At 68.0% G+C, this 26,173-nt stretch carries 23 protein-coding genes, 1 tRNA gene and 1 riboswitch; of the genes, 21 read left to right on the top strand and 3 right to left on the bottom strand.

The window, feature by feature from the left end; translation table 11 throughout:
• The first annotated feature begins 140 nt into the window (after window positions 1-140).
• The 11 genes from clsA to gcvP all read left to right on the top strand — a co-directional run bounded on the left by clsA (window position 141) and on the right by gcvP (window position 9,811).
• On the top strand, window positions 141-737 hold the full coding sequence (clsA, locus tag E0H45_RS24215; protein WP_131341240.1) for a cardiolipin synthase ClsA: 597 nt from the start codon (window positions 141-143) through the stop codon (window positions 735-737).
• Window positions 734-1,594: a DUF881 domain-containing protein gene (locus tag E0H45_RS24210; RefSeq protein WP_238155226.1), complete on the top strand. Its 861-nt coding sequence runs from the start codon at window positions 734-736 to the stop codon at window positions 1,592-1,594. Before clsA ends, E0H45_RS24210 begins: the two co-directional genes overlap by 4 nt.
• Window positions 1,591-1,923 carry a small basic family protein gene (locus tag E0H45_RS24205; RefSeq protein WP_130379362.1) on the top strand — a complete coding sequence of 111 codons (333 nt, stop codon included), beginning with the start codon at window positions 1,591-1,593 and terminating at the stop codon, window positions 1,921-1,923. Before E0H45_RS24210 ends, E0H45_RS24205 begins: the two co-directional genes overlap by 4 nt.
• A 2-nt stretch (window positions 1,924-1,925) precedes the next feature.
• Window positions 1,926-2,807 (top strand): DUF881 domain-containing protein, encoded by an 882-nt coding sequence (locus tag E0H45_RS24200; RefSeq protein ID WP_131341237.1) that lies wholly within the window; start codon window positions 1,926-1,928, stop codon window positions 2,805-2,807.
• A 14-nt stretch (window positions 2,808-2,821) separates the two neighbouring features.
• A complete protein-coding gene (gene gcvH / locus E0H45_RS24195; protein WP_131341234.1) occupies window positions 2,822-3,205 on the top strand; it encodes a glycine cleavage system protein GcvH in 384 nt (127 codons plus the stop codon).
• 110 nt (window positions 3,206-3,315) lie between these two features.
• Window positions 3,316-3,852, top strand: coding sequence for an FHA domain-containing protein (locus tag E0H45_RS24190; RefSeq protein ID WP_131341231.1), 537 nt, complete (start codon window positions 3,316-3,318; stop codon window positions 3,850-3,852).
• Complete coding sequence (gene ftsR, locus E0H45_RS24185; protein ID WP_131341228.1) at window positions 3,839-4,537, top strand: transcriptional regulator FtsR; 699 nt, start codon at window positions 3,839-3,841, stop codon at window positions 4,535-4,537. The genes E0H45_RS24190 and ftsR overlap by 14 nt, the downstream gene beginning before the upstream one ends.
• Window positions 4,538-4,599: 62 nt before the next feature.
• On the top strand, window positions 4,600-5,094 hold the full coding sequence (locus E0H45_RS24180; RefSeq protein WP_131341225.1) for a bifunctional nuclease family protein: 495 nt from the start codon (window positions 4,600-4,602) through the stop codon (window positions 5,092-5,094).
• Between the two features lie 283 nt (window positions 5,095-5,377).
• A complete protein-coding gene (locus tag E0H45_RS24175; RefSeq protein WP_238155393.1) occupies window positions 5,378-5,884 on the top strand; it encodes a MerR family transcriptional regulator in 507 nt (168 codons plus the stop codon).
• A gap of 48 nt (window positions 5,885-5,932) precedes the next feature.
• On the top strand, window positions 5,933-6,793 hold the full coding sequence (locus E0H45_RS24170) for a dihydrodipicolinate synthase family protein (RefSeq protein WP_238155225.1): 861 nt from the start codon (window positions 5,933-5,935) through the stop codon (window positions 6,791-6,793).
• 15 nt (window positions 6,794-6,808) lie between these two features.
• Window positions 6,809-6,898, top strand: a riboswitch (glycine riboswitch).
• A gap of 72 nt (window positions 6,899-6,970) precedes the next feature.
• Window positions 6,971-9,811 (top strand): aminomethyl-transferring glycine dehydrogenase, encoded by a 2,841-nt coding sequence (gene gcvP / locus E0H45_RS24165; RefSeq protein WP_131341219.1) that lies wholly within the window; start codon window positions 6,971-6,973, stop codon window positions 9,809-9,811.
• A gap of 13 nt (window positions 9,812-9,824) precedes the next feature.
• On the opposite strand, the gene E0H45_RS24160 is transcribed toward gcvP, so the two are convergent.
• A complete protein-coding gene (locus tag E0H45_RS24160) occupies window positions 9,825-11,201 on the bottom strand; it encodes a hypothetical protein (protein WP_131341216.1) in 1,377 nt (458 codons plus the stop codon).
• A 138-nt stretch (window positions 11,202-11,339) separates the two neighbouring features.
• Between E0H45_RS24160 and E0H45_RS24155 the strand changes: the two genes are divergently transcribed.
• From E0H45_RS24155 to E0H45_RS24110, 10 genes are all read left to right on the top strand, one after another.
• A complete protein-coding gene (locus E0H45_RS24155; RefSeq protein ID WP_131341213.1) occupies window positions 11,340-12,638 on the top strand; it encodes a serine hydrolase domain-containing protein in 1,299 nt (432 codons plus the stop codon).
• A 24-nt stretch (window positions 12,639-12,662) separates the two neighbouring features.
• Window positions 12,663-12,734: transfer RNA gene (locus E0H45_RS24150), tRNA-Ser, on the top strand.
• A gap of 36 nt (window positions 12,735-12,770) precedes the next feature.
• A complete protein-coding gene (locus tag E0H45_RS24145; RefSeq protein ID WP_131341210.1) occupies window positions 12,771-15,026 on the top strand; it encodes a hypothetical protein in 2,256 nt (751 codons plus the stop codon).
• 114 nt (window positions 15,027-15,140) lie between these two features.
• Window positions 15,141-16,628, top strand: coding sequence for a pyridoxal phosphate-dependent decarboxylase family protein (locus E0H45_RS24140; RefSeq protein ID WP_131341207.1), 1,488 nt, complete (start codon window positions 15,141-15,143; stop codon window positions 16,626-16,628).
• Window positions 16,625-18,241, top strand: a complete 1,617-nt coding sequence (locus E0H45_RS24135; RefSeq protein ID WP_131341204.1) for an IucA/IucC family protein — start codon at window positions 16,625-16,627, stop codon at window positions 18,239-18,241. The genes E0H45_RS24140 and E0H45_RS24135 overlap by 4 nt, the downstream gene beginning before the upstream one ends.
• A complete protein-coding gene (locus E0H45_RS24130; RefSeq protein ID WP_131341201.1) occupies window positions 18,238-18,744 on the top strand; it encodes a GNAT family N-acetyltransferase in 507 nt (168 codons plus the stop codon). Before E0H45_RS24135 ends, E0H45_RS24130 begins: the two co-directional genes overlap by 4 nt.
• Window positions 18,745-18,755: 11 nt before the next feature.
• On the top strand, window positions 18,756-20,003 hold the full coding sequence (locus E0H45_RS24125) for a lysine N(6)-hydroxylase/L-ornithine N(5)-oxygenase family protein (RefSeq protein WP_131341198.1): 1,248 nt from the start codon (window positions 18,756-18,758) through the stop codon (window positions 20,001-20,003).
• Window positions 20,000-21,709, top strand: a complete 1,710-nt coding sequence (locus E0H45_RS24120) for an IucA/IucC family protein (RefSeq protein WP_131341196.1) — start codon at window positions 20,000-20,002, stop codon at window positions 21,707-21,709. The genes E0H45_RS24125 and E0H45_RS24120 overlap by 4 nt, the downstream gene beginning before the upstream one ends.
• 272 nt (window positions 21,710-21,981) lie before the next feature.
• A complete protein-coding gene (locus tag E0H45_RS24115) occupies window positions 21,982-22,653 on the top strand; it encodes a hypothetical protein (protein WP_131341192.1) in 672 nt (223 codons plus the stop codon).
• A 273-nt stretch (window positions 22,654-22,926) separates the two neighbouring features.
• Window positions 22,927-23,649 carry a Mom family adenine methylcarbamoylation protein gene (locus tag E0H45_RS24110; protein WP_131341189.1) on the top strand — a complete coding sequence of 241 codons (723 nt, stop codon included), beginning with the start codon at window positions 22,927-22,929 and terminating at the stop codon, window positions 23,647-23,649.
• Window positions 23,650-24,212: 563 nt separating this feature from the next.
• On the opposite strand, the gene E0H45_RS24105 is transcribed toward E0H45_RS24110, so the two are convergent.
• Together E0H45_RS24105 and E0H45_RS24100 are read right to left on the bottom strand one after the other, a co-directional pair.
• Window positions 24,213-24,398, bottom strand: a complete 186-nt coding sequence (locus E0H45_RS24105; protein ID WP_131341186.1) for a hypothetical protein — start codon at window positions 24,396-24,398, stop codon at window positions 24,213-24,215.
• Window positions 24,399-24,649: 251 nt separating this feature from the next.
• A complete protein-coding gene (locus E0H45_RS24100; RefSeq protein WP_131341184.1) occupies window positions 24,650-26,164 on the bottom strand; it encodes a PfkB family carbohydrate kinase in 1,515 nt (504 codons plus the stop codon).
• Between the last annotated feature and the right edge of the window lie 9 nt (window positions 26,165-26,173).

The raw sequence follows: 26,173 nt of genomic DNA, 5'->3' as shown, positions 1-26,173 counted from the left end.
CAGGCGTAGCGGCGGGGAAAACGGCGCGTTCTGGTATCAGGGGAAGGTCCGGGCCTGCCCCGGGACGCCGGGCGTAAACCTGTCGGGGCTCCCCAGTAGAGTTACGACGGGAATCCAGGGTGGAGAGAGGGAGGGGTCGCGTGCCGGACTTGGAAGTGTCCGACCGGGTGTGGACGATCCCGAACGCGCTCAGCTTCCTGAGGTTGCTGGGAGTGCCGCTGTTCCTGTGGCTGGTCCTCGGACCCAAGGAGGACGGCTGGGCGCTGCTGGTGCTGGCCATCTCCGGGTTCACCGACTGGGCCGACGGCCAGATCGCCCGGCGGATGAACCAGACCAGTCGCCTGGGTCAGATGCTCGACCCGGTGGCCGACCGGCTGTACATCTTCGCGACCGTCATCGGCCTGGCCCTGCGCGACATCATCCCCTGGTGGCTGGCGATCGCGCTGCCGCTGCGGGACCTGCTGCTCACCTTCACGCTGCCGGCGCTGCACCGCCGCGGGTTCAACGCGCTGCCGGTGCACTTCCTCGGCAAGTCCGCCACGTTCTGCCTGCTGTACGCGTTCCCGCTGCTCCTGCTCGGCGACGGCGACAGCACCCTCAACCTGCTCGCCCGCGTGTTCGGCTGGGCGTTCGCGATCTGGGGGACCGGTCTGTACTACTGGGCCGGCGCGCTGTACTTCGCGCAGCTGCGACACCTGGTCCAGACGGTCAAACCGATCAAGGACTCGGCCGGGTGACCCAGCAAGCCCCCGAGCAGTCGACCCAGCAGCCGACCCAGCAGCCACGACGCGTCGACGCGTCGATGTCACTGCTGAACAACCTGATGGCACACCCCCTCGACGAGGGGTACGCGGTCGCGGCCCGGACCCGTTCCGACACCGCCAGCAAACAGACCCGGTCCCGGCACCGGGTGATGCTGGTGGTGGCTGCCGCCGTACTGGGCTTCCTGCTCGCGGTCGCCGCCGCGCAGAACTACCGCAGCGCACCGGAGGCGGAGAAGCAGCGCAAGGAGCTGATCACCCGCATCAACCAGGCCGACAACCGGCTGACCGACCTGCGCAACAACCAGTCCCGGCTCGCCGACGAGGTACGCCGGTTGCAGGCGAGCGGACTGAGCAACGACAGTACGGGCGCCGCGCTGCAGCAGAAGCTCGACGACCTCGAGCTGCAGACCGGGGCGATCGCGGCCACCGGCCCGGGCATCAAAGCGGTGGTCGACGACGCCAAGGACGCCGACGCGAAGGAAGGCCGGCTGCTCGACGTCGACCTGCAGCAGCTGGTCAACGGTCTGTGGACGTCCGGCGCGGAGGCGATCTCGGTGAACGGTCACCGGATCACGTCGCTCACCGCGATCCGCGGTGCGGGCAGTGCCATCACCGTTGACTACAGTTCGCTGACCCCGCCGTACACGGTGCTCGCGATCGGGGACACCGCGACCATGCCGGCCCGGTTCGCACAGAGCTCGGGCGGGCAGTGGGTGCAGTACCTGGTGAGCAACTTCGATGTCCGGATGACGATCACGACGGAGGACTCCTTGCTGGTGCCGGCCGATGCGACCATCGCGTTGCGCTACGCGAAGGTGAGAACGAGATGATCGCCGTACTCGGGCTGGTGATCGGTGTCGTCGTCGGTCTGCTGGTGGCGCCCGACGTCCCGGACTGGGCGCAGCCGTACCTGCCGATCGCGGTGGTGGCCGCGCTGGACGCGGTGTTCGGCGCGCTGCGCGCGTTCCTGGACGGGATCTTCGACGACAAGGTGTTCGTCGTGTCGTTCGTGTCCAACGTGCTGATCGCGGCCCTGATCGTCTACCTGGGCGACCAGCTCGGCGTCGGCTCCCAGCTGTCCACCGGTGTGGTCGTCGTCCTCGGTATCCGCATCTTCACCAACATGGCCGCGATCCGCCGGCACATCTTCCGGGCCTGACCATGAGCGACGAGATGCCCGACAAGCCCGCGCCGGCCGCGAAGCCGGACCAGTCCGCGAAGCCGGAGCCGGAGCAGCCCGCGAAGCCGGAGCAGGCCGCGGTCGAGGCGCCGCAGCCGCAGACTCCGACGCCGATGCCGAAGCCCCGGACGCCGAACCTGGCGCTGCGCCGGTTGTGGGCCGGGTTCAAGCCGTCCCGCGGACAGGCGATCGTCGCCGTCGTGCTCGCCCTGGTGGCCTGTGTGGCGGTCGTGCAGGTCCGGGTGAACCGGGCCGACGACGGCTACCAGAACGCCCGCCGCGAGGACCTGATCGCGATCCTCGACGGCCTCGGGCAGAACACCCGGCGGCTGGAGAGCGAGATCGCCGACCTGGAGGAGCGGAAGAACTCGCTGTCCTCCAGTGCCGACAAGGCGCAGACCGCCCGCGAGCAGGCAGAGGCCCAGGTCCGCACCCTCGGCATCCTGGCCGGTACGCTGCCCGCGCAGGGTCCGGGGGTCCGGATCACGCTGAACGACCCGCAGGGCAAGATGACGTCGAGCAACCTGCTGGACGCGATCGAGGAGCTGCGGGACGCCGGCGCCGAGGCGATCCAGATCAACGGAGCCGTCCGGGTGGTGGCCAGCACCGACTTCGTGGACGACGCCCCGGGGATCGGGATCGACGGCCAGAAGGTGAACTCGCCGTACGTCATCGAGGCGATCGGGGAGTCCCACAACCTGTCCGAGGCGGCCAACTTCCCGGGCGGTCTGGTCAGCGAGGTGACCGGTCCGCAGGTGGGCGGAACCGCCGAGGTCAACGAGCTGGAGACCGTCGCGATCACCGCCTTGCACGCGCCGGAGGAGCATCGTTACGCTCGCCCGGCGCCCAGCCCCACGAAGTAGAAACGAGGACAAAGGTGTACCCCGAAGACCTGAAGTACACGGCCGAGCACGAGTGGCTGAAGGCCGGCGAGGAAGGACCCGTGCGGGTCGGCATCACCGACTTCGCGCAGGACCAGCTCGGTGACATCGTGTACGTGCAGCTGCCCGATGTCGGCAGCGTGGTGCGGGCCGGCGACGCCTGTGGCGAGCTGGAGTCGACCAAGAGCGTGAGCGACCTGTTCGCCCCGGTGAACGGCACCGTGACCGCTGTCAACGAGGCGCTCGCCGACCAGCCGGACCTGGTGAACAGCGACCCGTACGGCGAGGGCTGGCTGCTCGACATCGACGTCGAGGACGCCGCCGAGGTGGCCGCCCTGATGGACGCCGAGGCCTACCAGGGCCAGCTCGACCAAGGCTGATAAGTTACGGACCTCAACCGCTGGTCGAGGGTTGAGGTCCATGTCCACACTGTTACCACGGGGTCTATCGAAAACGTCGCCGGACCACCGGCGATCGGGAGGATCACAGCATGCCGTTCTGCAACCAGTGCGGGCACGAGAACTCCGAGGGCAGCCGGTTCTGCTCGCAGTGCGGAGCGATGCTGCCTGGCGCGGACCGCCCGGCGGCGGCCCCGGCGACGCCCCAGCCGACGCCGGGCGTCACCGACACGGCGATGCTGACCCCGATCGGCGCCGAGCCGGAGCCGGAGCGCACCGGTGAGCCGCTGTCGGCCGACGACGCGGCCGCTGTCGGCGCGCTGCCGGCCGGGTCCGCCCTGCTGATCGTCCAGCGCGGGCCGAACGCGGGCAGCCGCTTCCTGCTCGACGTCGACGTGGTCACCGCCGGCCGGCACCCGGACAGCGACATCTTCCTCGACGACGTGACGGTGTCGCGCCGGCACGCCGAGTTCCGCCGCGACCCGTACGGCGTGAAGGTCCGCGACGTCGGCAGCCTGAACGGGACCTACGTCAACCGCGACCGGATCGACGAGGTCCAGCTGACCAACGGCGACGAGGTCCAGATCGGCAAGTACCGGCTGGTGTACTACGCCAGTGGCCAGGCCTGACCCCAGCGCCGAGGGGCCTGCGGGCGGCCGCGGCATCGGAGAGGTGCTGCAGCTCCTGCAGGCCGAGTTCGCCGACGTCACGATCTCCAAGATCCGCTTCCTGGAGTCCGAGGGGCTGGTGACGCCGGCCCGGACGGCGTCCGGCTACCGCAAGTTCAGTGCCGCCGACCTCGACAGGCTGCGGTACGTGCTGACCGCGCAACGTGATCAGTACCTGCCGCTGAAAGTGATCAAGGAACACCTCGGTGCGATCGACCGCGGCCTGCAGCCGGCCGCTGCCGGTCCGCCGGTCGCGCCGAGTTCGTTGCCGCAGACACCAGGTCAGCCGGTCGCGGACGACTTCGGTGCCGCGAGCACCGAGCTGCGGCTGACCCGGGACGAGCTGCGGGCCGCTGCCGACGTAGGTTCCGACCTGCTCGACGAGCTGGAGAGTCACGGCCTGGTCGTGGCCAGCGGCAACCACTACGGCGGCGACGCGATCGTGATCGCGCAGGTCGCGGCCGAGTTGGCGGCGTACGGTCTCGAGCCGCGGCACCTGCGGGCGTTCCGTACGGCGGCGGACCGGGAGGTCGGCCTGATCGAACAGGTCACCGGCCCTCGCCGTACCGAACAGACCGGCGAGCTGGCCGCCCTCACGGTCCGTCTGCACACTGCCCTGGTCCGCTCCCGGCTCCCGCGTTCGTAAGGCTGTCCACAGCGGACCCCCGTGGGCCTGCCCGGGGCTTCCCCTCGGAGTAGGCTGAACGTGTGCGCGAAGTCGACGTGGTCGGAGTCCGGGTGGAGATGCCCTCGAGTCAGCCGATCGTGCTGCTGAAAGAGGTCGGAGGTGAGCGATACTTGCCGATCTGGATCGGCGCTGCCGAGGCGAGCGCGATCGCCTTCGCCCAGCAGGGCATGGAGCCGCCCCGGCCGCTGACCCACGACCTGTTCGCGGAGACGATCCGCGTCCTCGGGCACACGCTCAGCCAGGTCCGGATCGTGAACCTGAACGACGGCATCTTCGAGGCGATCCTGGTGTTCGACGACAAGACCGAGATCTCGGCCCGGCCGTCGGACTCGATCGCGATCGCGCTGCGGACCGGCACCCCGGTGTTCTGCGCCGACGAGATCCTCGCCGAGGCCGGTATCCCGGTCCCGGAGAGTGAGACGGACGGCGCCGACGAGGTGCAGGAGGAAGAGGAGGTCGAGCGGTTCCGGGAGTTCCTCGACCAGGTCACCCCGGAGGACTTCGACAAGAGCTGAAACACCACCCAGACCTAGGTAACGATTCGTACGGCAGTCGCGACACGCTCTCGGCTCGATGCGGTTGTCGTTGACCCGGTTCGGGCGGCGGCTTACCGTGAAGAAGTCGTGGGGTGGTGTTACTCCACGGAGATGACTCGTTCCAGTCGGTATCCAGGGAGGCTCAGGCGTGACACGCACCGGGGACACGGATCTGACGGCGCAGTCGACGTCCGACGCGCACGCAGAGGCGGCCGCCACCGCCGGCGTTCAGGGTCTGCTGTTCGACGACGACCTGCGGCCGATGCCGGAGGACGTCGGGTTCCGGGGTCCGACGGCCTGCGCCGCGGCCGGGATCACGTACCGGCAGCTCGACTACTGGGCCCGCACCGGCCTGGTCTCCCCGTCCGTCCGCCCGGCGACCGGCTCGGGGACGCAACGGTTGTACGGTTTCCGTGACGTTCTGTTGCTGAAAGTGATCAAGCGGCTGCTCGACGCCGGGATCTCGCTGCAGCAGATTCGGACCGCGATCGCGCACCTCAGCAAGCGCGGCTTCGACGACCTGACCCAGATCACGCTGATGAGCGACGGCGCGTCGGTCTACATGTGCTCGTCGCCGGACGAGGTCATCGACCTGCTGGCCGGCGGCCAGGGTGTGTTCGGGATCGCGCTCGGCGGTGTCTGGCGCGAGGTCGAGGGTTCGCTGTCCGAGCTGCCGACCGAGCGGGCCGATGGCCACGACGAAGGCGACTCCGAGGGCCACTCAGGCGACGAACTCGCCGCCCGCCGTCGCGCCCGGATGACCGGCTGATCTGGTTTCTTCTCTGTGCGCCCACTCACTGCTGACTCGCTCCGCGGTGTGTGGGCGACATTGTTGTTACCCCTGAACGCCGACGACTCGATCGACTTCGCCCGCCTGGAATCCCAGGTCGAGGTGCTCGGCCGCAGTCAGCTGGACGGGCTGTACGCCCACGGGACGGCGGGGGAGTTCCAGACCCTGACCGAGGACGAGTTCGACCGGATCAACGAACTCCTCGCCGCAGCGGGCAGGCCGTTCCAGATCGGTGCGAGCCACCCCTCCGCTCAGGTCCAGCTGTCCCGCGTCCGCAGGGCGGCTGCCCTGCAACCCGGCGCGATCCAGGTGATCGTCCCGGACTGGCTGCCGCTGAACGCCCACGAGGTACTCGACTTCCTCCGTCGGACCGCCGACACGGCTGGTGACGTGCCGCTCGTGCTCTACAACCCACCGCATTCCAAGACCACCATCGGGCCGCGGCAGCTAGGTGAGTTGGCGGCGGCAGTGCCGACTCTGATCGGGTTGAAGACTGCCGGCGGTGACAAGGCGTGGTTCGACGAGGCCACGCGGTCGAGGCTGGCGATCTTCGTGCCGGGGCACTTCCTGGCGAGTATGTCGTTACTCGGTGCACACGGCAGCTACTCGAACGTGGCAGCGCTCTCGCCGAACGGCGCCGTCGCGTACGCCGCGGACCTGGACGTCGAGCGCCGCGTCGCCGAGTTCTTCGCAGCCCACGTCGTACCGCTGCAGAAAGCCGGACTGTCGAACCCGGCGCTGGACAAGTTCCTGGCCGCGGTCGGCGACTGGGCCGACGTCGGCCCCCGGGTGCGCTGGCCGATGCAGTCGGCGACCGCGGAGCAGGTCGAGGCGGCGCGGCCGGTCGCCCGGAGCCTGCTGCCCGAACTGTTCGGAGATTCCTGGTAGCCTCGAGGCAGCCGTTCACAGCACTCGGGAGAGACCCGTGTCATCGGGCGCCGAAGGGGCAATTCCTCCCCGGAACCTCTCAGGCCCATGGACCGAGTGTCGCAGGCGACTCTGGAGCGCAGCGCGCGTGACAGAGGGGGAGGCCACCGGCAGCGACAGTCAGCATCGGAGCCTCTAGTGAACGACACCCCTCAGCTTTCGGCCACGTTCGCCGACCGGCACATCGGTCCGCGCCCGGACGAGATCGCCCGGATGGTCCAGCTCCTCGGGTACGACGACGTCGACGCGCTGGTCGACGACGCGGTGCCCGCGTCGATCCGCTCGGCCGAGGCGCTGCGGCTGCCCGAGCCGGCCTCCGAGGTCGACGCGCTGACCGAGCTCCGCCAGCTCGCGGCCCGCAACACCGTCGCCACCTCGATGATCGGCCAGGGGTACTACGGCACCTTCACGCCGTCCGTGATCGTCCGCCGCCTGGTCGAGAACCCGGCCTGGTACACGGCGTACACGCCGTACCAGCCGGAGATCTCCCAGGGCCGGCTCGAGGCGCTGCTGAACTTCCAGACCGTGGTCTCCGACCTGACCGGGCTTCCGACCGCGAACGCGTCGCTGCTCGACGAGGGCACCGCGGCCGCCGAGGCGATGACGCTGGCGCACCGCTCGAACAAGAAGAGCAAGTCCGACCGCTTCCTGGTCGACGCCGACACCTTCGCTCAGACGATCGCCGTCGTGCAGACCCGCGCCGAGGCGCTCGGGATCGAGGTGGTCGTCGCCGACACGACCGACGGTCTGCCCGAGGGCGACTTCTTCGGCCTCCTCGTCCAGTACCCGGGGTCCAACGGCGCCGTCCGCGACCTCAGGCCGCTGATCGAGGCGGCACACGGTCGCGACACGCTGGTTGCCGTGGCCTCCGACCTGCTCGCGCTGACGGTTTTCGAGGCGCCGGGGGAGGCGGGCGCGGATATCGTCATCGGTTCCTCGCAGCGCTTCGGCGTGCCGCTGTTCTACGGCGGCCCGCACGCCGGTTTCATGTCGGTCCGGTCCGGCTTGGAGCGGTCGTTGCCCGGTCGTCTCGTCGGCGTCTCGGTCGACTCCGACGGCGCCCCGGCGTACCGGCTGGCGCTGCAGACCCGTGAGCAGCACATCCGTCGCGAGAAGGCGACGTCGAACATCTGTACGGCGCAGGTCCTGCTCGCGGTCGTCGCGTCGATGTACGCCGTCTACCACGGTCCCGACGGGCTGCGGTCGATCGCCGACCGTGTGCACTCGTACGCCGGCAAGCTGGCTGCCTCGCTGCGCGCCGGTGGTGTCGAGGTCGTGCACGACGACTTCTTCGACACCGTCCTCGCCCGGGTCCCGGGCCGCGCCGCCGACGTGGTGGACGCCGCCCGGCAGAACGGGATCTGGCTGCGGCTCGTCGACGCGGACCACGTCGGCATCTCCTGCGACGAGAAGACCGATGTCGCGACGCTGACCCGCGTCTGCCAGTCCTTCGGCGTGCAGTACGACGACACGCTCGAGGCCGCTGCTCTGAGCGTGCCGCGGACCACGGAGTACCTGACGCACCCGGTGTTCAACACGCACCGGTCCGAGACGGCGATGCTGCGGTACCTGCGCAAGCTGTCCGACAAGGACTACGCGCTGGACCGCGGCATGATCCCGCTCGGGTCCTGCACGATGAAGCTGAACGCGACCACCGAGATGGAGCCGGTCACCTGGCCCGAGTTCGCCGACATGCACCCGCTGGCGCCGATCGAGGACGCGGCTGGGTACGTGACGCTGATCAGTCAGCTGGAGCGCTGGCTGGCCGAGGTCACCGGGTACGCGAAGGTCTCGATCCAGCCGAACGCGGGCTCGCAGGGTGAGCTGGCCGGTCTGCTCGCGATCCGCGGCTACCACCACGCGCAGGGTGACCACGACCGCAACGTGTGCCTGATCCCATCAAGCGCGCACGGCACCAACGCCGCCTCCGCGGTGATGGCCGGCATGAAGGTCGTTGTTGTCAAGGGCAACGACGACGGCACGATCGACCTCGACGACCTGCGGTCGAAGGCCACCGAGCACGCGGCGAAGCTCGCGGCGATCATGATCACGTACCCGTCCACGCACGGCGTGTACGAGGAGAGCGTCCGCGAGGTCTGCCAGATCGTCCACGACCACGGCGGCCAGGTGTACGTCGACGGCGCGAACCTGAACGCCCTGCTAGGGCTCGCGAAGCCGGGTGAGTTCGGCGGCGACGTCAGCCACCTGAACCTGCACAAGACGTTCTGCATCCCGCACGGCGGCGGTGGCCCCGGTGTCGGCCCGGTCGCGGTCGCGGCGCACCTGGCGCCGTACCTGCCGAACCACCCGCTGCTCGACGAGGCCGGACCGGAGTCCGGTGTCGGCCCGATCAGCGCGGCGCCGTTCGGCTCGGCCGGTGTGCTGGCGATCTCGTGGGCGTACATCCGGATGATGGGCGCCGAGGGGCTGACCGCGGCGACGAAGGCCGCCGTACTGACCGCGAACTACGTGGCGAAGCGGCTCGAGGGTGCGTTCCCGGTGCTCTACACCGGCGAGAACGGCCTGGTCGCGCACGAGTGCATCCTGGACCTGCGGCCGATGACCAAGGAGACCGGGATCAGCGTCGACGACGTCGCGAAGCGGCTGATCGACTACGGCTTCCACGCGCCGACCATGTCGTTCCCGGTCGCCGGCACGCTGATGGTCGAGCCGACCGAGTCCGAGGACCTCGGGGAGCTCGACCGGTTCTGCGACGCGATGATCGCGATCCGGCACGAGATCGACCGGGTCGCCGCGGGCGAGTGGCCGGCCGCCGACAACCCGCTGGTGAACGCGCCGCACACCGCGGAGTCGGTGATCAACGACAAGTGGGAGCACGCCTACACCCGCGAGGAGGCCGCCTTCCCCCGCTCGGTCGACCGCGCCTCGAAGTACTGGCCCCCGGTCCGCCGCATCGACGGCGCGTACGGCGACCGCAACCTGATCTGCTCCTGCCCTGCACCTGAGGCGTTCGAGTAGGCCTGCTCGACTGTCAGGTCCGAAGCAGCGTCAATCTGGTCGAATCGGATCGGGTGACCAGGAGCAGGTCGGCCGACAGGACAGTCAGGTTCCCGGTGAGGTCGACCGACTTGGACTGTCCCGTCTGATCGAACGCCCGCACACGGTCGCCTCCGGTACGGATCCACACGTAGGAGCCGAATCCGGTGGTCGCCGTGGTGGCTTCGACGGGCAGAATCTTGCCGCCGACCTGCACCGAGCCGTCCTTGGTGTACTCGACCAGGGTGGTCCCGTTCGCCGACCCGTCGGGACTCGATCTCGAGACCACCCGCCAGGCCAACGGCCCACCCGGCACCGGAGAAACCTGCCACCCCACGGCGGCAGGCTCTGCTGTGGGGAGGGTGGCCAATGCCCCGTCCCGAACTCGAAGAAGGCGCACTGCGACGACATCCTGACCCGTCTGTCCATAGTCGAATACGATCGCGTGCTCGACACCGAGACCACCCCAGCTCGCGCTCGTCCCGGGTGGCATCGACCACAAGGTCGTCCCCTTCCGAAGGTCGACGCCGACCGGGACTCCGCCGGGCGCCTTCGGACGCGTCGACCGCACCAGGCCGATCAAGGTGCCGTCGACCACGTCCTCGCCAATCAGCCCGGAACGGCGCCACAGCTCCTTGCCGGTCCGCGCGTCGTAGGCGATCGTCAGCGGTGCACTGTCCTTGTCGTCCCAGTTCAGGTCTTCCCACTCATTCCCTTGGACACCGACTGTCGCCACCACGACACCTGCCTCGGCGTCAGCGACGCTGATGAGACGCAGGCCTTTGGAGCTCGACCCGCCGTCCGGCGGCGCCGCGGAACGCATCGGCTCGGTGTGCCAGACCTGTGACCGATCGGCCAAGGAGAAGGCCACCAGACCGCGGTCTCGGTACGGCTTCAGCTCTTTCGGCTTGCAGTCATAGCTTCCGTCCTGACAAGGACCGAGTTGATATGGCAGCACGAGGATTCCATCGCGACCGGCGGCGACGGGCCAGCCGGCACGGCCGGGACTTGCTGTAGCACCGCCGATCTCGAACTCGCGTGGCAGTTGGCCGGCCCGCCATCGGACCGATCCGCTGTCGCGGTCGATCACGACGGAGTCCTGGTCCCCGGCGACCTTTCCCCACCCGGTGACCACCAGCGAGGATCCGATCAGGTCGGCGCTGGCGACATTGACGAGCGGCTGGTTGTCGACCGTCCAGACCTTGGTGGGCTCGAGCGGATCGGCAGCCGGTCCGTCGTACGTGGCGGGTGTGGAACCCGGGGCCGGCGAAGGGCTCGAGCCGGCCTGAGGTGAGGACCCGGAGCTGCAGCCCGCGAACACGAGTGCCACGCCGGCAGCGAGCACCGCGAGGGAAGGACGAATCGGAGGCATGGTGAAGGGTCTCTCCAACTCCGGGGTTGACAGAGGCGTGCAGGGTAAGACCGGCGAGACTATTCGACGGTGAGGTCAGGCCCTTGACGGTGCACGGGCAAGGTGATTCGCGAGGGTGCCGCAGCCTACGATGGGCGAATGTCTGTGCGCGCTGACACCGCTGCTGCCCTGTACGCCGAGGTTGCGGCGGCGCAGGGGGATACCAAGTTGCCCTCGGTGAATGCCGGCCTGGTCCGCGACGGTGCGTTGGTGTGGACCGCGGCGCGGGGGCGGTTCGCCACTGCGGACGGTGGATTGCCGGGGTCGGATGTGCAGTACCGGATCGGGTCGATCACGAAGACGATGACGGGGATCCTGATCCTGCAGTGCCGAGACGACGGGCTGCTGTCGCTGAACGATGCTGTGGGCAAGCATCTGCCGGGGATCGCGTTCGGGGACCGGACGATCCGGCAGCTGCTCGCGCACAGCGGCGGGATGAACGCGGAGCCCGAAGGCCCTTGGTGGGAACGGAATCCGGGCGTCACGTTCGACGAGCTGACCGCGGCGATGGACGACTCGCAGGCGGTCGGCCCGGTGGATCGGCGGCACCACTACTCGAACCTCGGGTACGGCCTGCTCGGCGAGATCGTCGCCCGCCTGCGCGGAACGTCTTGGCTGGAGCTGACGCAGGAGCGCATCCTGGATCCGCTCGAGATGCGGCGTACGTCGTACTTCCCGGAAGGCCCGGCCGCCGACGGGTTCTCGGTGCATCCGTTCAGCGGGCAGCTGGACCCGGAGCCGGCGTACGACTCGGGCGCGATGGCGCCGGCGGGGCAGTTGTGGAGCACGATCGAGGACCTGGCGCGGTACGCGACGTTCTGGATCGACCCGGTGCCCGAGGTGCTGAGCCGGGAGTCGGTCGAGGAGATGGCGGCGTCGGTGGCGTCGGATCCGCGGGAGGGGCTGAACGCGTCGTACGGGCTCGGGCTGCGGCTGATCGCGGACGATCCGCACCTGCTGATCGGTCACACCGGTTCGATGCCGGGCTTCCTCGCCGGTCTGTTCGTCGACCGGGTCCGCCGGGTCGGTGCGGTGACGCTGGGCAACGCGACGTACGGCCGGGTGGCCTCGCTGGCTCCCGACCTGGTCCGCATCCTGACGAGGTACGAGCCGCCGATCATGCAGGAGTGGGTGCCGGAGCCGCCGCTGGCCCAGGGCGCCGAGCTCCTCGGCCACTGGTACTGGGGCAACACGCCGCTGACGATCTCCGTCTGCGCGGGAATCCTGCAACTCTCCGGCGGCCTCACGACCCGCCTGTCACCGCTCGCCCCCGACCTCTACCAGGGCCGCGACGGCTACCTGTCCGGCGAAAAACTCCACGTGATCCGCGACGGCGACACCATCACCCACCTGACCGTCGCGACGTTTGTCCTCACCAGAACGCCGTACGGTAGTTAGGCTGTAGCAAAACTGCCTAGACCACATGGAGTAGATCAGGGGTAGATCGCCCGGCTGCTTACCGGGAGGGCGCAGGTTCGAGTCCTGCCTCCATGTCGAAGCGCTGTTCCATCCTGAGAACGGGGGTTCCGGATGTACGCGACGGGCCGGCTTCAGCACGCGCTCGAACGAGCGCTGGTTGCGGACGATGTCGCCGTACGGCGGCGTGCCGCGGTCCGGGTCGATGCCTGGCGCACCGTTCTGGAGGGCATGGCGTCCGGAAAGCTGACGATCGGGTCGCGGACTCCGGTCGCCGACACGCCCGCGTGGGTCACGCTCGAGGTGGTGACCGGAGGGTTCGTGACCGGACGGTACGTGGCGGAGTCGCCGCCGGGTGCCGAGGAGCTCGCCCGGCTGCCGGTGAACGCGCCGGGGGAGACGGATCGGGAGCGGGTCAATCTCTGGTACCTCGGTGACGAAGGGCTCGCGGAGCTGGGGCAGGCGCTGCGTACCGGGCGTTGCCGCGTCGACGTACCGGAGGAGTCGGCGCTGCTGGTGGTCGCCTGGTTGCTCGAGAATGGGCACTTCGCCGCGGCGCTCGACCTGGTGGCCGAGCTTCGCCCGTTGATGCACCGTCTCCGTTTCACTCCGACGTTCGGTCCGTCGTCGGCTCCGGCCGGGGCGGTGGTACGACGGCAGTCGGTGGACGAGGCCCGTGCTCAGTTGCGACAGGCAACGGTGCCGCCGCGGATCGCCGCGATGCGGGAGACCCTCCAGGTCTGGAACCCGCTCCACGACCGGCTGGTGTCGCTGTGGTGCGACACGGTCGACGGTGACCTCCCGGAGCTGATTTCGGGCGTGGTGAACGGTGGCTGGCCGTGCCGGGTCTGGCCGGACGACTGGATGGAACGGCGTAGCCAGTGGCTGGACGACTACGCGACCGCGGCTGAGCTGCACCATGCGCGGCACCCGAAGAGCAACTTCGCGCGGCTGCAGGCGGCGCTGGAGCGCTGTCCCGTCGACAGCTCGGCCTTGACCGGTCGCGAGGTCGGATGGATCCGGCGTGCGCTGGCGAACACGATCAGCGCCCACGGCGCACCGGGATCCGAGGCCCGCGCGACCTTGCGTACGGCGCAGAACGAGGTGGCGGCGCGTCCGACGTACGCGACGTTGGCGCACGTGCTGAGTACGCGGCTGGACCGCTTCCCGCGGGACGGCGGACTGCCCGCGCTTGATCCGATCGCCGGGGCCGTCGACGGCGCGGAGCTCCCGGCGGCCGCCGGCGTGGCGATGCCGCCGCATCTGCTGGCGAAGGCGGCCCGGGCGCTCGAGGCGCCGATCGGTGAGTTGGTGGATCGCGGCGTCATCGGCTCGGGCGAGGTGCTCGCCGAGGTGCTGCCGCAGGTCACGTCGCAGTTGCTGGCGGCAAATATCGCGGACCCGGTGCTGGCCTCGGTCTATGCGCAGACCTACGCGGCCTTCCGCCGTCGGCGCAGTCTTCTGCTGCTCAACCTCGAACACCAGGTGCGGTTCGACGAGCTGCCGTGGGTCGCCGCGGTCGCGCCGTACCGCGACCGCTCGCAGAAGGCGACGCGGGCCGCCGCGCAGACGCTGCGGGAGACCACCGCCGTCGCGCTCGGCGCGTTCCCGCAGACGATCCTGCCGAACCCGCTGGTCCGCGAGTTCCATGCGCTGGTCAGCCAGGCCGGCCTCGGACTGCCGCTCGTCGAGGAGGTCGCTGCCGACATTTTCATGGGCACGTTCACGGCGAAGTGGCGGGAGGCGGCGTCGGTCGCGAGCCGGGTTCTGTCCGGGACGCTGTACGCGCGCTACTACGACCTGCCCGCCGCGTGGCCGGCCGCCGAGCAGCGTTCGCGGATCCGCTGGCGCAAGCTGACGGCCGACGACTTCGCGGAGCTGTGCCGCCGGCGTGCTCAGGAGGCGCACACCTCGCAAACTCCTGGGTACGTCGCTCAGAACGGGACCGTGCTGGAGCAGAGTCAGATCCTGACCTCGCACAACCTCGCCGTACTCGTCGAGGCGCTCGACCTGACCGACTGGCTGCGGGAGGTCGGCCCCGAGCTCGCGGACCGCGCGTTCAGCTGGGCGATCCAGCGTCAGACCCAGCCGGTCTCGACCTGGATCAGCGGGCTGCAGGGCCTGAAGAACACGGCGTACGCGTGGCGTCAGGGGATCTTCTTCCTCAGCTACTGCGACGGCGCCGACGTCCTGGCCAAGCTCGAGGAGCGGGCCGGCGTCCTCGGCCCACGGTTCGCGCCGGCCGTGACCGGGCTGCTGGACGTGGCCGCGGGGGACCGCTTCGACGCGCACGGCCGCACCGGACGCGGCGGCCGTCGCCTCCTCGGCTGGACCACCGGCCCGCATTGGTGTTCTGCATCGTTGCATTGATCGTGAGGATCGCCACTCCGGACGTGATCGAGTTGACACCGTGGGTGCACAGGGCAAAGGTTAGGGCTGCCTTAGTAAGGGTTGCCTTACTCGACAACTTCCCGGGAGATCTGGATGTCGCAGCCTGCGCGTCTGACCGCGCTGCCCGCACCCGTTCGCGATCCGTTCGCCGCACGCTGGCCGCTGGCCTCGACGGTCTCGGACCGTGAGCGCGGACCGTTGCCGCACGGTTCGCCGGGAGCGGTACTGCGGCGTGCTGGCGAGGTCCTGGGTGAGCCGCGGGTCCCGTCGACCGGGGTGGGGGAGTCCGCCGCGCTCGACCTGATCGCGGGGCTCCTCGACGAGCACGGGATCGACCTGAGCCACCCGCACGCCGCGGCGCACCTGCAGCCGCCGGTCCTGCAGGTCGCGGTCGACGCGGACGCGCTGGCCTCGGCTTCGAACGCCTCGATGGACACCTACGACTCCGGTCCCGCGACGCTTGCGATCGAGCAGTGGGTCGTGCGGGCGCTGGCCTCGCTGGCCGGGTTCGGCCCGCAGGCGGACGGCGTACTGACGCCCGGTGGGTCGATCTCGAACCTGCTCGCGATCCTGATCGCCCGCGACAGCACGGCCGCCGCCGCGGGAGTCGACGTCCGGCGGAACGGTCTGCAGGGCTTCGAACGCCCGGTCGTGTTCTGCTCCGAGCTGGCCCATTTCTCGGTTCAGCGCGCCTGCGCCGCCCTCGGGCTCGGTGAGCAGGCCGCGATCACCATCGGCTCCGACGAGAACTTCCGGATGCGGACGGATCTGCTAGCCGACGAGCTCGCGAAGCCCGGCCGGACGCCGGTGGCAGTGATCGCAACCGCCGGTACGACGGACTTCGGATCGGTGGACCCGATCGCGCCGATCGCCGCACTGGCCCGGCAGTACGGCGCCTGGCTGCACGTCGATGCGGCGTACGGGTTCGGGGCACTGTTCTCGGACCGGCTGGCGCCGCTGCTCGCCGACGTACCGCTGGCGGACTCGGTGACCCTGGACCTGCACAAGATCGGCTGGCAGCCGGCCGCGACCAGCGTGCTGCTGGTGGCGGACCGGAGCCGGTTCGCGGCGTTCGACCGCTCGGTGGACTACCTGAACCCGGCAGACGACATCGACTCCGGGCTGGACGGGCTGCTCGGCCGCAGCCTGCAGACCACCCGCCGGCCGGACGCGGTCAAGGTTGCCACCACACTGACGGCATACGGACGGGCCGGACTGGGAACGATGGTCGACACCTGCCACGAGCTCGCGCACGCCGCCGCGGCCCGGGTCGTTGCCGACAGCAACCTCGAGTTGCTGGCACCGGTGACCCTGACCACGGTGCTGTTCCGGGTCGCCGGGCAGGGACTGGACGCGTCCGGACTGGACGCGCTCCAGGGCGAGGTCCGGCGCCGGTTGCTGACCTCTGGGCGGGTGCTGATCGGCCGGACCAAGCTGCCGGCCCGCGGCGGCCGCCCGGCGGCGGTCGCGTTGAAGCTGACGCTGCTGAACCCGAACGCCACCGCGACGGACATCGAGGACCTGCTCGACCAGGTCGTGGCCACCGGCCTCGACGTCCGGACCGGCGAAGGAGCGGCGTGACTATTGCGGCTGATGCGCATCTGAACGCGATCCTGCGGTGCTACACCCGGGAGTCGTCCGTGCCGGTCGCGGTCGGGGCGCTGACCTTGGATGTCGGCGGTTCAACGGTGTCGGCGCGGGTGGAGCATGCGTCGCGGACCGGGTTGCACCAGTTCAGCGACGTACAGGTGGACGGCGTACCAGCTGTTCCTGAGGCCTTGGTGCGGTTGCTGTCGGCGGACGCTGATCCGGCGGAGATCGACGATCTGGCAGCGCGTACGGCGGAGTCGGTGCGCAATGTCGAGATCTTCGTCTCAGAGGCTGACGGTCAGCGGGGGCCGGGGCGTTTCCTCGAGCTCGAGCAGGCGTTGCTGTTCGGGCATCTGAACCATCCGGCGCCGAAGAGCCGGGACGGACTGAGCGGTGACGAGCTGGCGGCGTACTCGCCGGAGCTCGGTGGCCGCTTCGCAGTGCACTGGTTCGAAGCCGACGCCGAACTGGTGTCGTCGGACCAGGTGGCCGGCGCGCCCTCGCTGCAGGGACTGGACGCTGTGCAGTTGATGGGCGCGCTGGCCGGTATCACCCCGTCGTCGGGCCGGGTGCTGATCCCGGCCCATCCGTGGCAGGCTGCTGCGGTGGCGGAGCGTCCGCGGGTCGCCTCGCTGATCTCTGCCGGTCGGGTGAAGGCCCTGGGACCTGGCGGCGCTCAGTGGTACCCGACGTCCAGCCTGCGGACCGTGTTCCACCCGGATCTGCCGGTGATGCTGAAGCTGTCGCTCGGTCTGCGGATCACGAACTCGCGGCGGGAGTCGACGCCGACCGAGCTGCGCCGCGGGCTGGAGATCAACCGATTGCTCGACGCGGCGTACAACGCGGGTACGGCGACCGCGCACCCGCGCTTCACCATCGTTCGCGACCCGGCCTGGGTCGCGCTCGACGAGGGTGGACCGACGCTGACCGGCCTTGACGTTGCGGTCCGGGAGGTGCCGGCAGACGTCAACAGCTACGCCTGCTTGGCGGGGCTGGTCGCGCCACGACCCGGCGGTGTGAGTCGGCTGAGTACCTTCGCGGCGGCCGACCCGGCCGAGTGGGTCTCGGCGTACGTCGACAACGTGCTGATCCCGATGCTGCACCTGTACGCCGAGACAGGCATCGGTCTCGAGGCGCATCAGCAGAACACGCTGGTGCGGCTGGACGGGGCAGGGCGGATCAAGGGCGGTGCTTATCGCGACAACCAGGGCTACTACCTCGCGTCGTCGTACCTGCGTGGTCTGCTGGCGGTCACAGGGCTGCGTGACTCGACACTCGCGGTGGTGGACGACCCAATCGTCGATGACCGGTTGACCTACTACCTGCTCCACAACCAGGCGCTGGCCGTGGTGGGCTGTCTGGCGGCTGACGGGGTCGCGGACGAGGGCGACCTGCTCGGTGTGGTGCGGGAGCGGCTCACACTCGCTCTGCCGCTGCTGAAGGCTGCTGGGCCTTCTGGTGATCGGCTGGCGCGGCGATGGCTCGAAGCGGAGACCCTGCCGTGCAAGGCGAACATGCTGACCCGGCTGCGGGGCATTGACGAGGTAGTGGCGCCACTGGACGCACAGTCCGTCTACCTCGACATCCCTAACCCGCTGCGGTGACCTCGTTCGAGCTGCGGCCGGCGGGGCCGTCTGACGCGCCTCGCATCGCACTGTGGATGTCGCAGCCGCACATCCGGCGCTGGTGGCACCAGGGCTGGTCCGTGGAGCGCTGGGCGCAGGAGATCGAGCAACAGGCGGCGGGGGAGCACTCCACGCCGTATGTGGTCGCGGCGGACGGGGAGGAGTTCGCGTACGTCGAGTTGTACCGGGTCAGGCACGACCGGCTTGCGGAGTACTACGCGTACGGCGAGGAGGACTGGGGCGTGCACGTGGCGATCGGTGACGTCGCGCGCGTCGGCCAGGGCCTCGGGCGGCAGGTACTGCGTTGGCTCGCTGATGAGGTGCTGCGCACAGAGCCGGACTGTTCGCAGGTGGTCGCCGAACCAGACATCGAGAACACCCCTTCCGTCCGCGCGTTCGCCGCGGCCGGATTCGTCCAGCACGGGGAGCTACAGCTGCCCGAGAAGACAGCACTACTGATGGTCCGTACCCGGGCCGTGTAGGGAGGCATGACATGTACGACGTGATCGCGATCGGCTGTGGGCCGTTCAACCTCGGACTGGCCGCACTGGCGGACGGCGTGGACGACGTACAGCTGGCTGTGCTCGACAGCCGGCCGGAGTTCACCTGGCATCGCGGGTTGATGTTCGACGACGCAATGCTGCAGGTGTCGTTCCTGGCGGACCTGGTGTCGTTGGTCGAGCCGGCGCACCACCTGTCGTTTCTGTCGTATTTGAAGGACAACGACCGACTGTATCAGTTCTACGTGCGGGAGAAGTTCCATCCGACGCGGCGGGAGTACGAGACGTACCTGCGGTGGTGTGCTGCGCAGCTGGACTCACTGCACTTCGGCCACCACGTGCGTGACGTCGTCTGGAACGGCTCGTCGTTCGAGCTGACTGTTGAACGCGGCGAGAGCGTTGAGCAGTTCGAGGCAAGGCATCTGGTGGTCGGCGTCGGTACCGAGCCGTTCGTACCTGCTGCGCTGGCAGGGCTCCCTGCTGAGCGATTCGCACACTCTGCGGACTACCTGTTCCGTAGGGACGATCTGCTGCGCACAGGTCGCGTGACCGTGGTTGGCTCGGGGCAGTCAGGTGCTGAGTGCACTCTGGACCTGCTGCGAGCTAACGGCCCCGCTGTGTGGTGGCTGACGCGTACGCCGTCGTTCGCTCCGCTGGACTACTCCAAGCTGGTGCTGGAGATGACGACGCCGTCGTACGTCGACTACTTCCACGGACTGGACGAGCCGGTACGCGACAAGCTGGTGAAGGAGCAGTGGCGGCACTACAAGGGCATCTCGTCGGAGACGCTGGACGACATCCACGACGTCCTGTACTCGAGGGAGCTGCCGGCTGAACTGCAGTGTGGTGTGGCTGTCGTCTCCGCTGTGGCGCGCGCTGACGGGCTGGAGCTCACCATGCTGCACGCGGACAGCGGGAAGACGTTCCAGCACACAACAGGCGCCGTCGTCGCGGCCACCGGCTACCGGAACCGTCCGCTGCCGTTCCTGGAGTCGCTGCAGGAGCAGATCGAGCACGACGCTGCCGGTCGCTGGGTCATCAACCGCGACCACAGTGTGCGGGGTGCTTTGGAGGGGCGGATCTTCGTCGCGAACGCCGACCTGCACAGCCACGGCGTCGCGGCACCGGACCTCGGCATCGGAGCGATCCGCAACGCGACCATCCTGAACAGCGTGGTGGGCCGAGAGGTGTTCCGGCTGCCCAAGTCCACGGCGTACACGACGTTTGCGATCCCGGGATGAGTGTTTGGACCCAGTGTTCGTCGGAGCTGCTGGCGAAGCTCATCTCGCAGTTCTGCACAGAGGGGTTGCTCGAGCCCGTCGACAACCGGCTGGACCTCGGCGCAGTGTCTTACGTGTTCGACGCGACGCGCGGTGGCTTCGGCAGTTGGCGGGTCGATCCGGCGTCGATCCGACGTACCACTGCTGGCATCCTCGGCAACGACGAAAGCGAGATCGCCACCGACCCGATCCGGTTCTTCGTCGACGCTGCCGACGTACTGGGGGTCGACGGGTCCACCGTGGCCGGGTACGTCGCCGAGCTGACGAGCACGCTCGCTGCCGACGTACGGATGGCTTCTACGGCGGTGCCCGCTGCTGAGTTGCTAGAGCTGCACCACACCCGGCTGGAAGGACACCTGACCGGGCACCCGCTCCTGGTCGCCAACAAGGGCCGGCTGGGCTTCTCCGCCGCCGACAGCGAGCGCTACGCCCCGGAAGCCCGTACTCCGCTGCACCTGGTCTGGCTCGCCGTACGCCGAGGTCTGGCCGAATTCCGCGGTACTCCGGACTTGTCCGAGCACGCCGTCATCGCCCGCGAACTGGACACACCCGTCATCGAGGCGTTCCGCGCGCGGCTGGACGACCCCGACGCATACGTCTGGCTCCCGTGCCACCCGTGGCAACTGGACCACGTCGTCCGCACCCAGTGGGCCCGCGAACTGGCCACCGGGGAGATCGTCGTGCTGGGGGAGAGCCCCGACGAGTACCTTCCGACCCAGTCGATCCGCACGATGGTCAACATCTCGAATCCTTCGCGCTACCAGGTCAAGCTTCCCCTGAAGATCCTGAACACCTCGGTCTACCGCGGCATCCCGTCGCATTGCACCCTCGCCGCCCCGATGATCACCCAATGGCTCCGCGGCCTCTGGTCCCGCGACGAGGTCTTCCGCGACCTAGGCACTGAACTCCTGGGCGAGGTCGCCTCAGCCACCGTCCCGCACCCCGAACTCTCCACCCACGCCGGCATCCCGTACCAGTGGACCGAAACCCTTGGCTGCATCTGGCGCGACCCCGTCGACCCCCGCCTGCAGAATGGCGAGACCGTGTGGCCGCTGGCCGCCGTACTCCATCCCGGCTTCGCATCAGCCGCGATCGCCCGCTCCGGCACCGACGCCGAAACCTGGCTCGGCCACCTCCTCGCCACCCTCCTACGCCCGCTGCTCCACCTGCTCCACCACTACGGCATCACGGTCAACCCACACGGCGAAAACCTCGCCGTCATCTGCTCACCCACCGGCCTCCCCACCCGCCTCGTCATCAAGGACCTCGTCGACGACATCAACCTCTCCACCGCCCCCATCGTTGCCCGCGGCCCCGAACCCGACTCCCACACCCGAGTCCTCCCCAGAAAACCCTGGTCCATCCTCCGCCAGTACGTCGTAGACGCCCTCCTCCTAGGCGTCCTCAACCCCCTCGCAGCGCATGCCCTCATCCCCGAATCCGCTTTCTGGTCCCTGACCCGCGCCGAAGTAGACCTCTACACCAGAACCCACCCCGAACACGCCACCCGCCTGGAGGCCACTGCCCTAACCGGCGAAACCTTCCTCCGCTACCCCCTCAACGGCTACCGCCTAGCCCTCGGCTACACCGACCTAGACACCCGCCCACCCATCCCCACCACCGGCACCATCCCCAACCCGCTCCACACCGCTCACCGAGGCGTCTGATCCAGCAGAGATCCTCTTGCTACCAACGACCTGCCAAGATTTCGCCACAGCGGCTCAAATGGCTCATGCATTTGCCTCGTGCAACCGCCGGCTGAGGATACTCGTGCGTACACCGGAACGCTCGTCAGGCAGTATTGACGCCTATGTCGCGTCAGCCTGCTCTACTGAGTTTAACTGTTCATTACTGAGAGTGTCGACTTTTACACGCTAGGTTACGTTGGCTTACGCTCCCGAGTGACCGGTCGCTTGATCGGACGGACGGAGTCGGCGGAATGAGACTCATCGATCGTGCACGGGTAAAGAGTGCTGCCGCCCAGCGGTCATCCGGCCTGACCCGACTGCTCGCCGATCGCGACCTGCTGGCCACTACGACACATCGAGTCCGCGTGCTCCGCGCCCTCCTCGAACAAGAAGGCGCGCAGCAAACGGCCGTCTTTCTGCGTGCCTGGAAATTGAGTAAGCGGCTGCGGGGATACCGCGACGTTTTGGCCAAGACATGGTCAGAGGTGACCTGTTACCAACCGTCTCTGCAGAGCCTGCAGAGCAGCACCTCGCCTTCTTTCGGGCAATGCGGCGTCAGTTCCGCCTGGCTCATCCCGAGGTTGAGTTGGCACCAACGATTGCGTGCCACATATTGCGTTGGACACGTCATCTTCGACGATGGCCGTCGTGGGACATCAGCGGCCCACTGCTGGGTCGAGATCGGCAGTTCAACAAGGAGATTGGTGATCGATCTGACCTTCGATCAGCTCGGGCATCCAGACCCAAGGCAGGTTCTCTGCGCACCGCACCAGAGACTTCTGGATGAGTCGATCGACTACCAAAGTGAGGGCCGAATGCGCTTCCGTCATCTACGTGCCGACGACGTCTGGCAGCGTTACAAGATCCTTGTTGATGCCACGGCCGTCCGCAGAGATTGGACCGCAGTGCTCACGCGGCGGTGAAGTCTGATCCCGAGTACCATGTCCTTGGGTTGGTGGCTCCAGGTAGGGATGGAAGCGCGTTTGTCAGATGTCAGGCGGGACGTTGCCGGCGACTTGCTTGCGCTGTTGCCTGTGGGGCTGACCTTGGCCGAATGCCGGCAGCCGATATCCGGGTTTCTGGATGTGGTGTCGAAGGTCGCGGGGCGTCGTGACGTCGAGCCGCGAGGGCTCGCGGTACGGACCAGATTGCATCTCCCTCGCGTCGCTCGACCGGATGGGACCGTAGGGCGGCGCTTGGCGCTGGCAGAGGCAATCCGGAGTGCCCGACACTTGTCGGCCGATATCGCCGCGATTCGTGGACTCGTGCCGAGCGGCGGAATCCGCAGGCTCGATGACCTCAGGTTCGTCGTGTATGACGATGACAAGGCGTTCGCTGTCTTCACCCACATGCACTACCTCAGGAGCGCACGACCGGGTTCGGTGAACTTCGCATTGGTGGATCGATCAAGCGGGTTGCCTGTTGCACTGTGCAGCGCAACGCCGTTGGACTGGCAGCGTTTGGGCGGCGCGCTCGAGCAGCGGTACGGCGTTCTGCTGGAGGAGGTGTGGGACATCTCGCGGGTCTACTCGTTCCAGGTGGCGCCGCACAACGCGATCTCGAGGCTGTTGGCTGAGGTACGGCGCTGGTTCCGACGTGAACGGCGCGACGCGAGTCTTCTGGTCACTACGGTGGATCCCAACTTGGGGTTCACCGGTACGAGTTATCGGGCTGCCAATTGGCAGGAATGGTTGCGCGTCAGGCCGCGGCCCTACCTCTACCTGTATCGGCAGTATGTAAGCCCTCGGCAACTACGCCTGGAGTTCGGCTCCGCGAGCCGACATGACCTGCATGAGCGACTCGGGGTGCGGCTCGAGGTCAGTAAGGCAGCGCTGCTCGACTCGTCGATCTACTGCTGCCGTCTCCGAGGTTCGACCGACCCTGTTCCGCTCGACCAGCTACCGCGCCTGCGCCGGTGATCACTGAACTAATCCCTGACGGAAGCCGCCGCGAGCATCGCCTCGATCCGGTCCGTTGACGGCAGGGAGACGTTGAGCTGATAGTTCGGCGATCGCACACGACATCGCATGATCGCGCCGGGAGAACTGCCAAGCCAGATCCCGAAGTGCAGCCAGCTCGATTGTGTCGGCGAGATCACTCTCGCTTGGAACTCTGCCTACTGGCGGCGCTCCTGCAATGTCGGCGAGCGCCCCGTGAAGGGTGTGCCAGTTCTCCAGAAGCGGGTGCCGCCGGCCGAGCTCCTTGTCCGAGAGCCGCTGTATGGTCTGCTCGCTGATCCCCGGACTGTGCGTACCGCTCGGCAAACAATCCCAAGCCCAGTGCCGCGTCGATAACGACTCGGTCTGTCGTGTGCAGTTCGTGGACGCGTTGCACGATTACTGCCAGGGCACTGGACTCCGCTGCCGTCGACCGCAATTTCATCAGAATGTTCAGAAAAGCGCCTGGAGTTGGTTGGACGAATTCACTTCGTTCACGTTGCTACCCCCGTCGGTGGTTGGCCGCGGCGAACCGCGGCCAACCGTCAGCGTTGGTGGGAGTTGGTCTCGGTCTTCACGAACTGGTCACCCTGAGTGGGCGGCTCGCCGTTCAACAGCTGATCCAGCATGAAGATCCCGAATCCGAAGATGGAGATCACTACGACGGCCAAGAGGAAGACCAACTGCCTCCAGCAGCTGGCCAGGTAGTACGCGATGACGATGATGAACATCAGTGCGACTGCTTGACTTCCGGCCATGGTGAGCCTCGATTCTGAACTCGAGCGTACCTGCCCTGCGCAGCGCTCCGGGAGGTTCCTCCCATCACCAGTGCAACCCGGGCCTTTTGGCTGCGATAGCCCGAACATTGGCAATCACCGAGCGGCCTTCTACTCCGGCGAGCGGAATCCGGAAAGCATATTGGCACCTGCCGGCGGAGTATCTGCTGTCCTCGCGGTCCGAATCATGCCGATCGGCAACAGGCTCAGGCGAAGTATTTCTGGTACATCGCGTCGACACGGGCTCGCAACGGTGGTGAAGGCGATTTCAAGTAGTCCGCGGATACCGCGGCCATTGCGGCTGCTGCCCAGCGAACGGCGTCGGCGAGGGGACGTCGTTCAAGTAGGCCTGTCGCGAGGGCGGCGCAGAACGCGTCACGCGTGATCGACGACTCTTTGATGACCGATGACGTAGACGGGATGTCGATCGAGTCGCCGGCGGACAGGTAGACGGTGCCGCCTCGCGTGCCGAGTACGCAGAGTGCCTTCAGACCCTGCTTCAGGAGTTCGTTGCTGATCAACTGTGGGTCGTACCGTGCATCCGCCGATCGAGCGTAACGTTCCAGCTCCCAAGGGCGCGCCACCAAGTAGTCGATCTGGCGCAAGGTGTCCCGTGGCAGCTCGGCGTCAGGGTAGGGCTGACCTGGTGTGACGATGATGACGGGACGTTCGTCGGGCCGACCCGCAGCCAGGTCCAGCGTCCGATGAAGAATGGGCAGCGGAACCTCAAAGGTCAGCAGGAGAGCTGCACAGCTTGACAGAGCTTTGGCGTGCCGATCGAGGTGGCGGCTGTCCAGCCCCAAAGGACCGCGCCACACGGCTGCGGCGCTCTCACCGAGCGGTCGCTCGAAGATGCCCGTGGCTGGTGTCGTCGCGTTGGGCACAGCCCTGATCAAGGATCGATCGATGCCCTCGAGCTCCAGGTGGTCGAGGATCTCCTGGCCCTCCTGGTCCTTTCCGACTGCGGCGAGCAGGGCAATGTCGAAGCCGAGACGAGCAACTGCCACTGCCTGGCTGAGGCCTTTGCCGCCCGGAGCTCGACTGTAGCCAGTGGCGATCCGCGAGGTCTCGAGATCGGGTGGACGGTCGACTCGCCAGACATGATCGATCGTCACGCCGCCGACGACAATCACACGACCGATCGGCTTCGGCCAGGCTTCGGACACGACTGCCGCGGTCGCCGTGAGATCAGATGTCCGCTGAGAGATGTGCAAGTGCGATGCAGTGAGTAGTTGGACGGCGAGCCGCTCGAACACCTCGTCTTCGGCTCGCCCGCGGAGACTGCGATCGCTTGGCGCTTCCGGTGCGCCGGCGAAGTCGGACCCCGCCAATGCCTGATGAAGATCCACCCAGTACGACAGCACTACTGCGCGTCTGACTCCGAGGTCCCCGGATTCGAGCTTGTGGAGGATGTTGGCCGGGAGCCCGCCTGACCGGTACACGTCAGCAAAGCTGCCCAATCCAAGTGCCGCGTCGGCAATGATCCTGTCGGTCAGATTGTCCAAGCCGCGCACATGGTCACGGACCAGATCGACGGCTGCCACTGCCGAGTCTTCCCCGGTCCGTTCGGCTCGATCGCGAACCATCGGCAGGTGGAGAAGCGGCTGCGCCCGGCTGATTGCAAGGCGCTGCGCGGTCAAACCCTCGTTCTTCCTCAGGGCGATGAACACCGAGACGAGTGGGGCTACCTCGGGTGATCGCGAGGTGAAGTGATCGGACATCTGACCCGC

Source organism: Kribbella soli (assembly GCF_004331345.1).
Taxonomy (GTDB): Bacteria; Actinomycetota; Actinomycetes; order Propionibacteriales; family Kribbellaceae; genus Kribbella; species Kribbella soli.
This window is presented reverse-complemented; position numbering and strand designations above follow the sequence as displayed.

Bases quoted from the DNA above. Each gene is read 5' to 3' on its own strand.
- E0H45_RS24105 (WP_131341186.1), bottom strand. From the start codon at position 24,398: ATGTTCATCATCGTCATCGCGTACTACCTGGCCAGCTGCTGGAGGCAG.
- E0H45_RS24145 (WP_131341210.1), top strand. From the start codon at position 12,771: ATGTACGCGACGGGCCGGCTTCAGCACGCGCTCGAACGAGCGCTGGTT.
- E0H45_RS24115 (WP_131341192.1), top strand. From the start codon at position 21,982: ATGAGACTCATCGATCGTGCACGGGTAAAGAGTGCTGCCGCCCAGCGG.
- E0H45_RS24175 (WP_238155393.1), top strand. From the start codon at position 5,378: ATGCCGGAGGACGTCGGGTTCCGGGGTCCGACGGCCTGCGCCGCGGCC.
- E0H45_RS24140 (WP_131341207.1), top strand. From the start codon at position 15,141: ATGTCGCAGCCTGCGCGTCTGACCGCGCTGCCCGCACCCGTTCGCGAT.
- E0H45_RS24155 (WP_131341213.1), top strand. From the start codon at position 11,340: ATGTCTGTGCGCGCTGACACCGCTGCTGCCCTGTACGCCGAGGTTGCG.
- E0H45_RS24200 (WP_131341237.1), top strand. From the start codon at position 1,926: ATGAGCGACGAGATGCCCGACAAGCCCGCGCCGGCCGCGAAGCCGGAC.
- E0H45_RS24100 (WP_131341184.1), bottom strand. From the start codon at position 26,164: ATGTCCGATCACTTCACCTCGCGATCACCCGAGGTAGCCCCACTCGTC.
- E0H45_RS24120 (WP_131341196.1), top strand. From the start codon at position 20,000: ATGAGTGTTTGGACCCAGTGTTCGTCGGAGCTGCTGGCGAAGCTCATC.
- E0H45_RS24160 (WP_131341216.1), bottom strand. From the start codon at position 11,201: ATGCCTCCGATTCGTCCTTCCCTCGCGGTGCTCGCTGCCGGCGTGGCA.
- E0H45_RS24205 (WP_130379362.1), top strand. From the start codon at position 1,591: ATGATCGCCGTACTCGGGCTGGTGATCGGTGTCGTCGTCGGTCTGCTG.
- E0H45_RS24190 (WP_131341231.1), top strand. From the start codon at position 3,316: ATGCCGTTCTGCAACCAGTGCGGGCACGAGAACTCCGAGGGCAGCCGG.
- E0H45_RS24125 (WP_131341198.1), top strand. From the start codon at position 18,756: ATGTACGACGTGATCGCGATCGGCTGTGGGCCGTTCAACCTCGGACTG.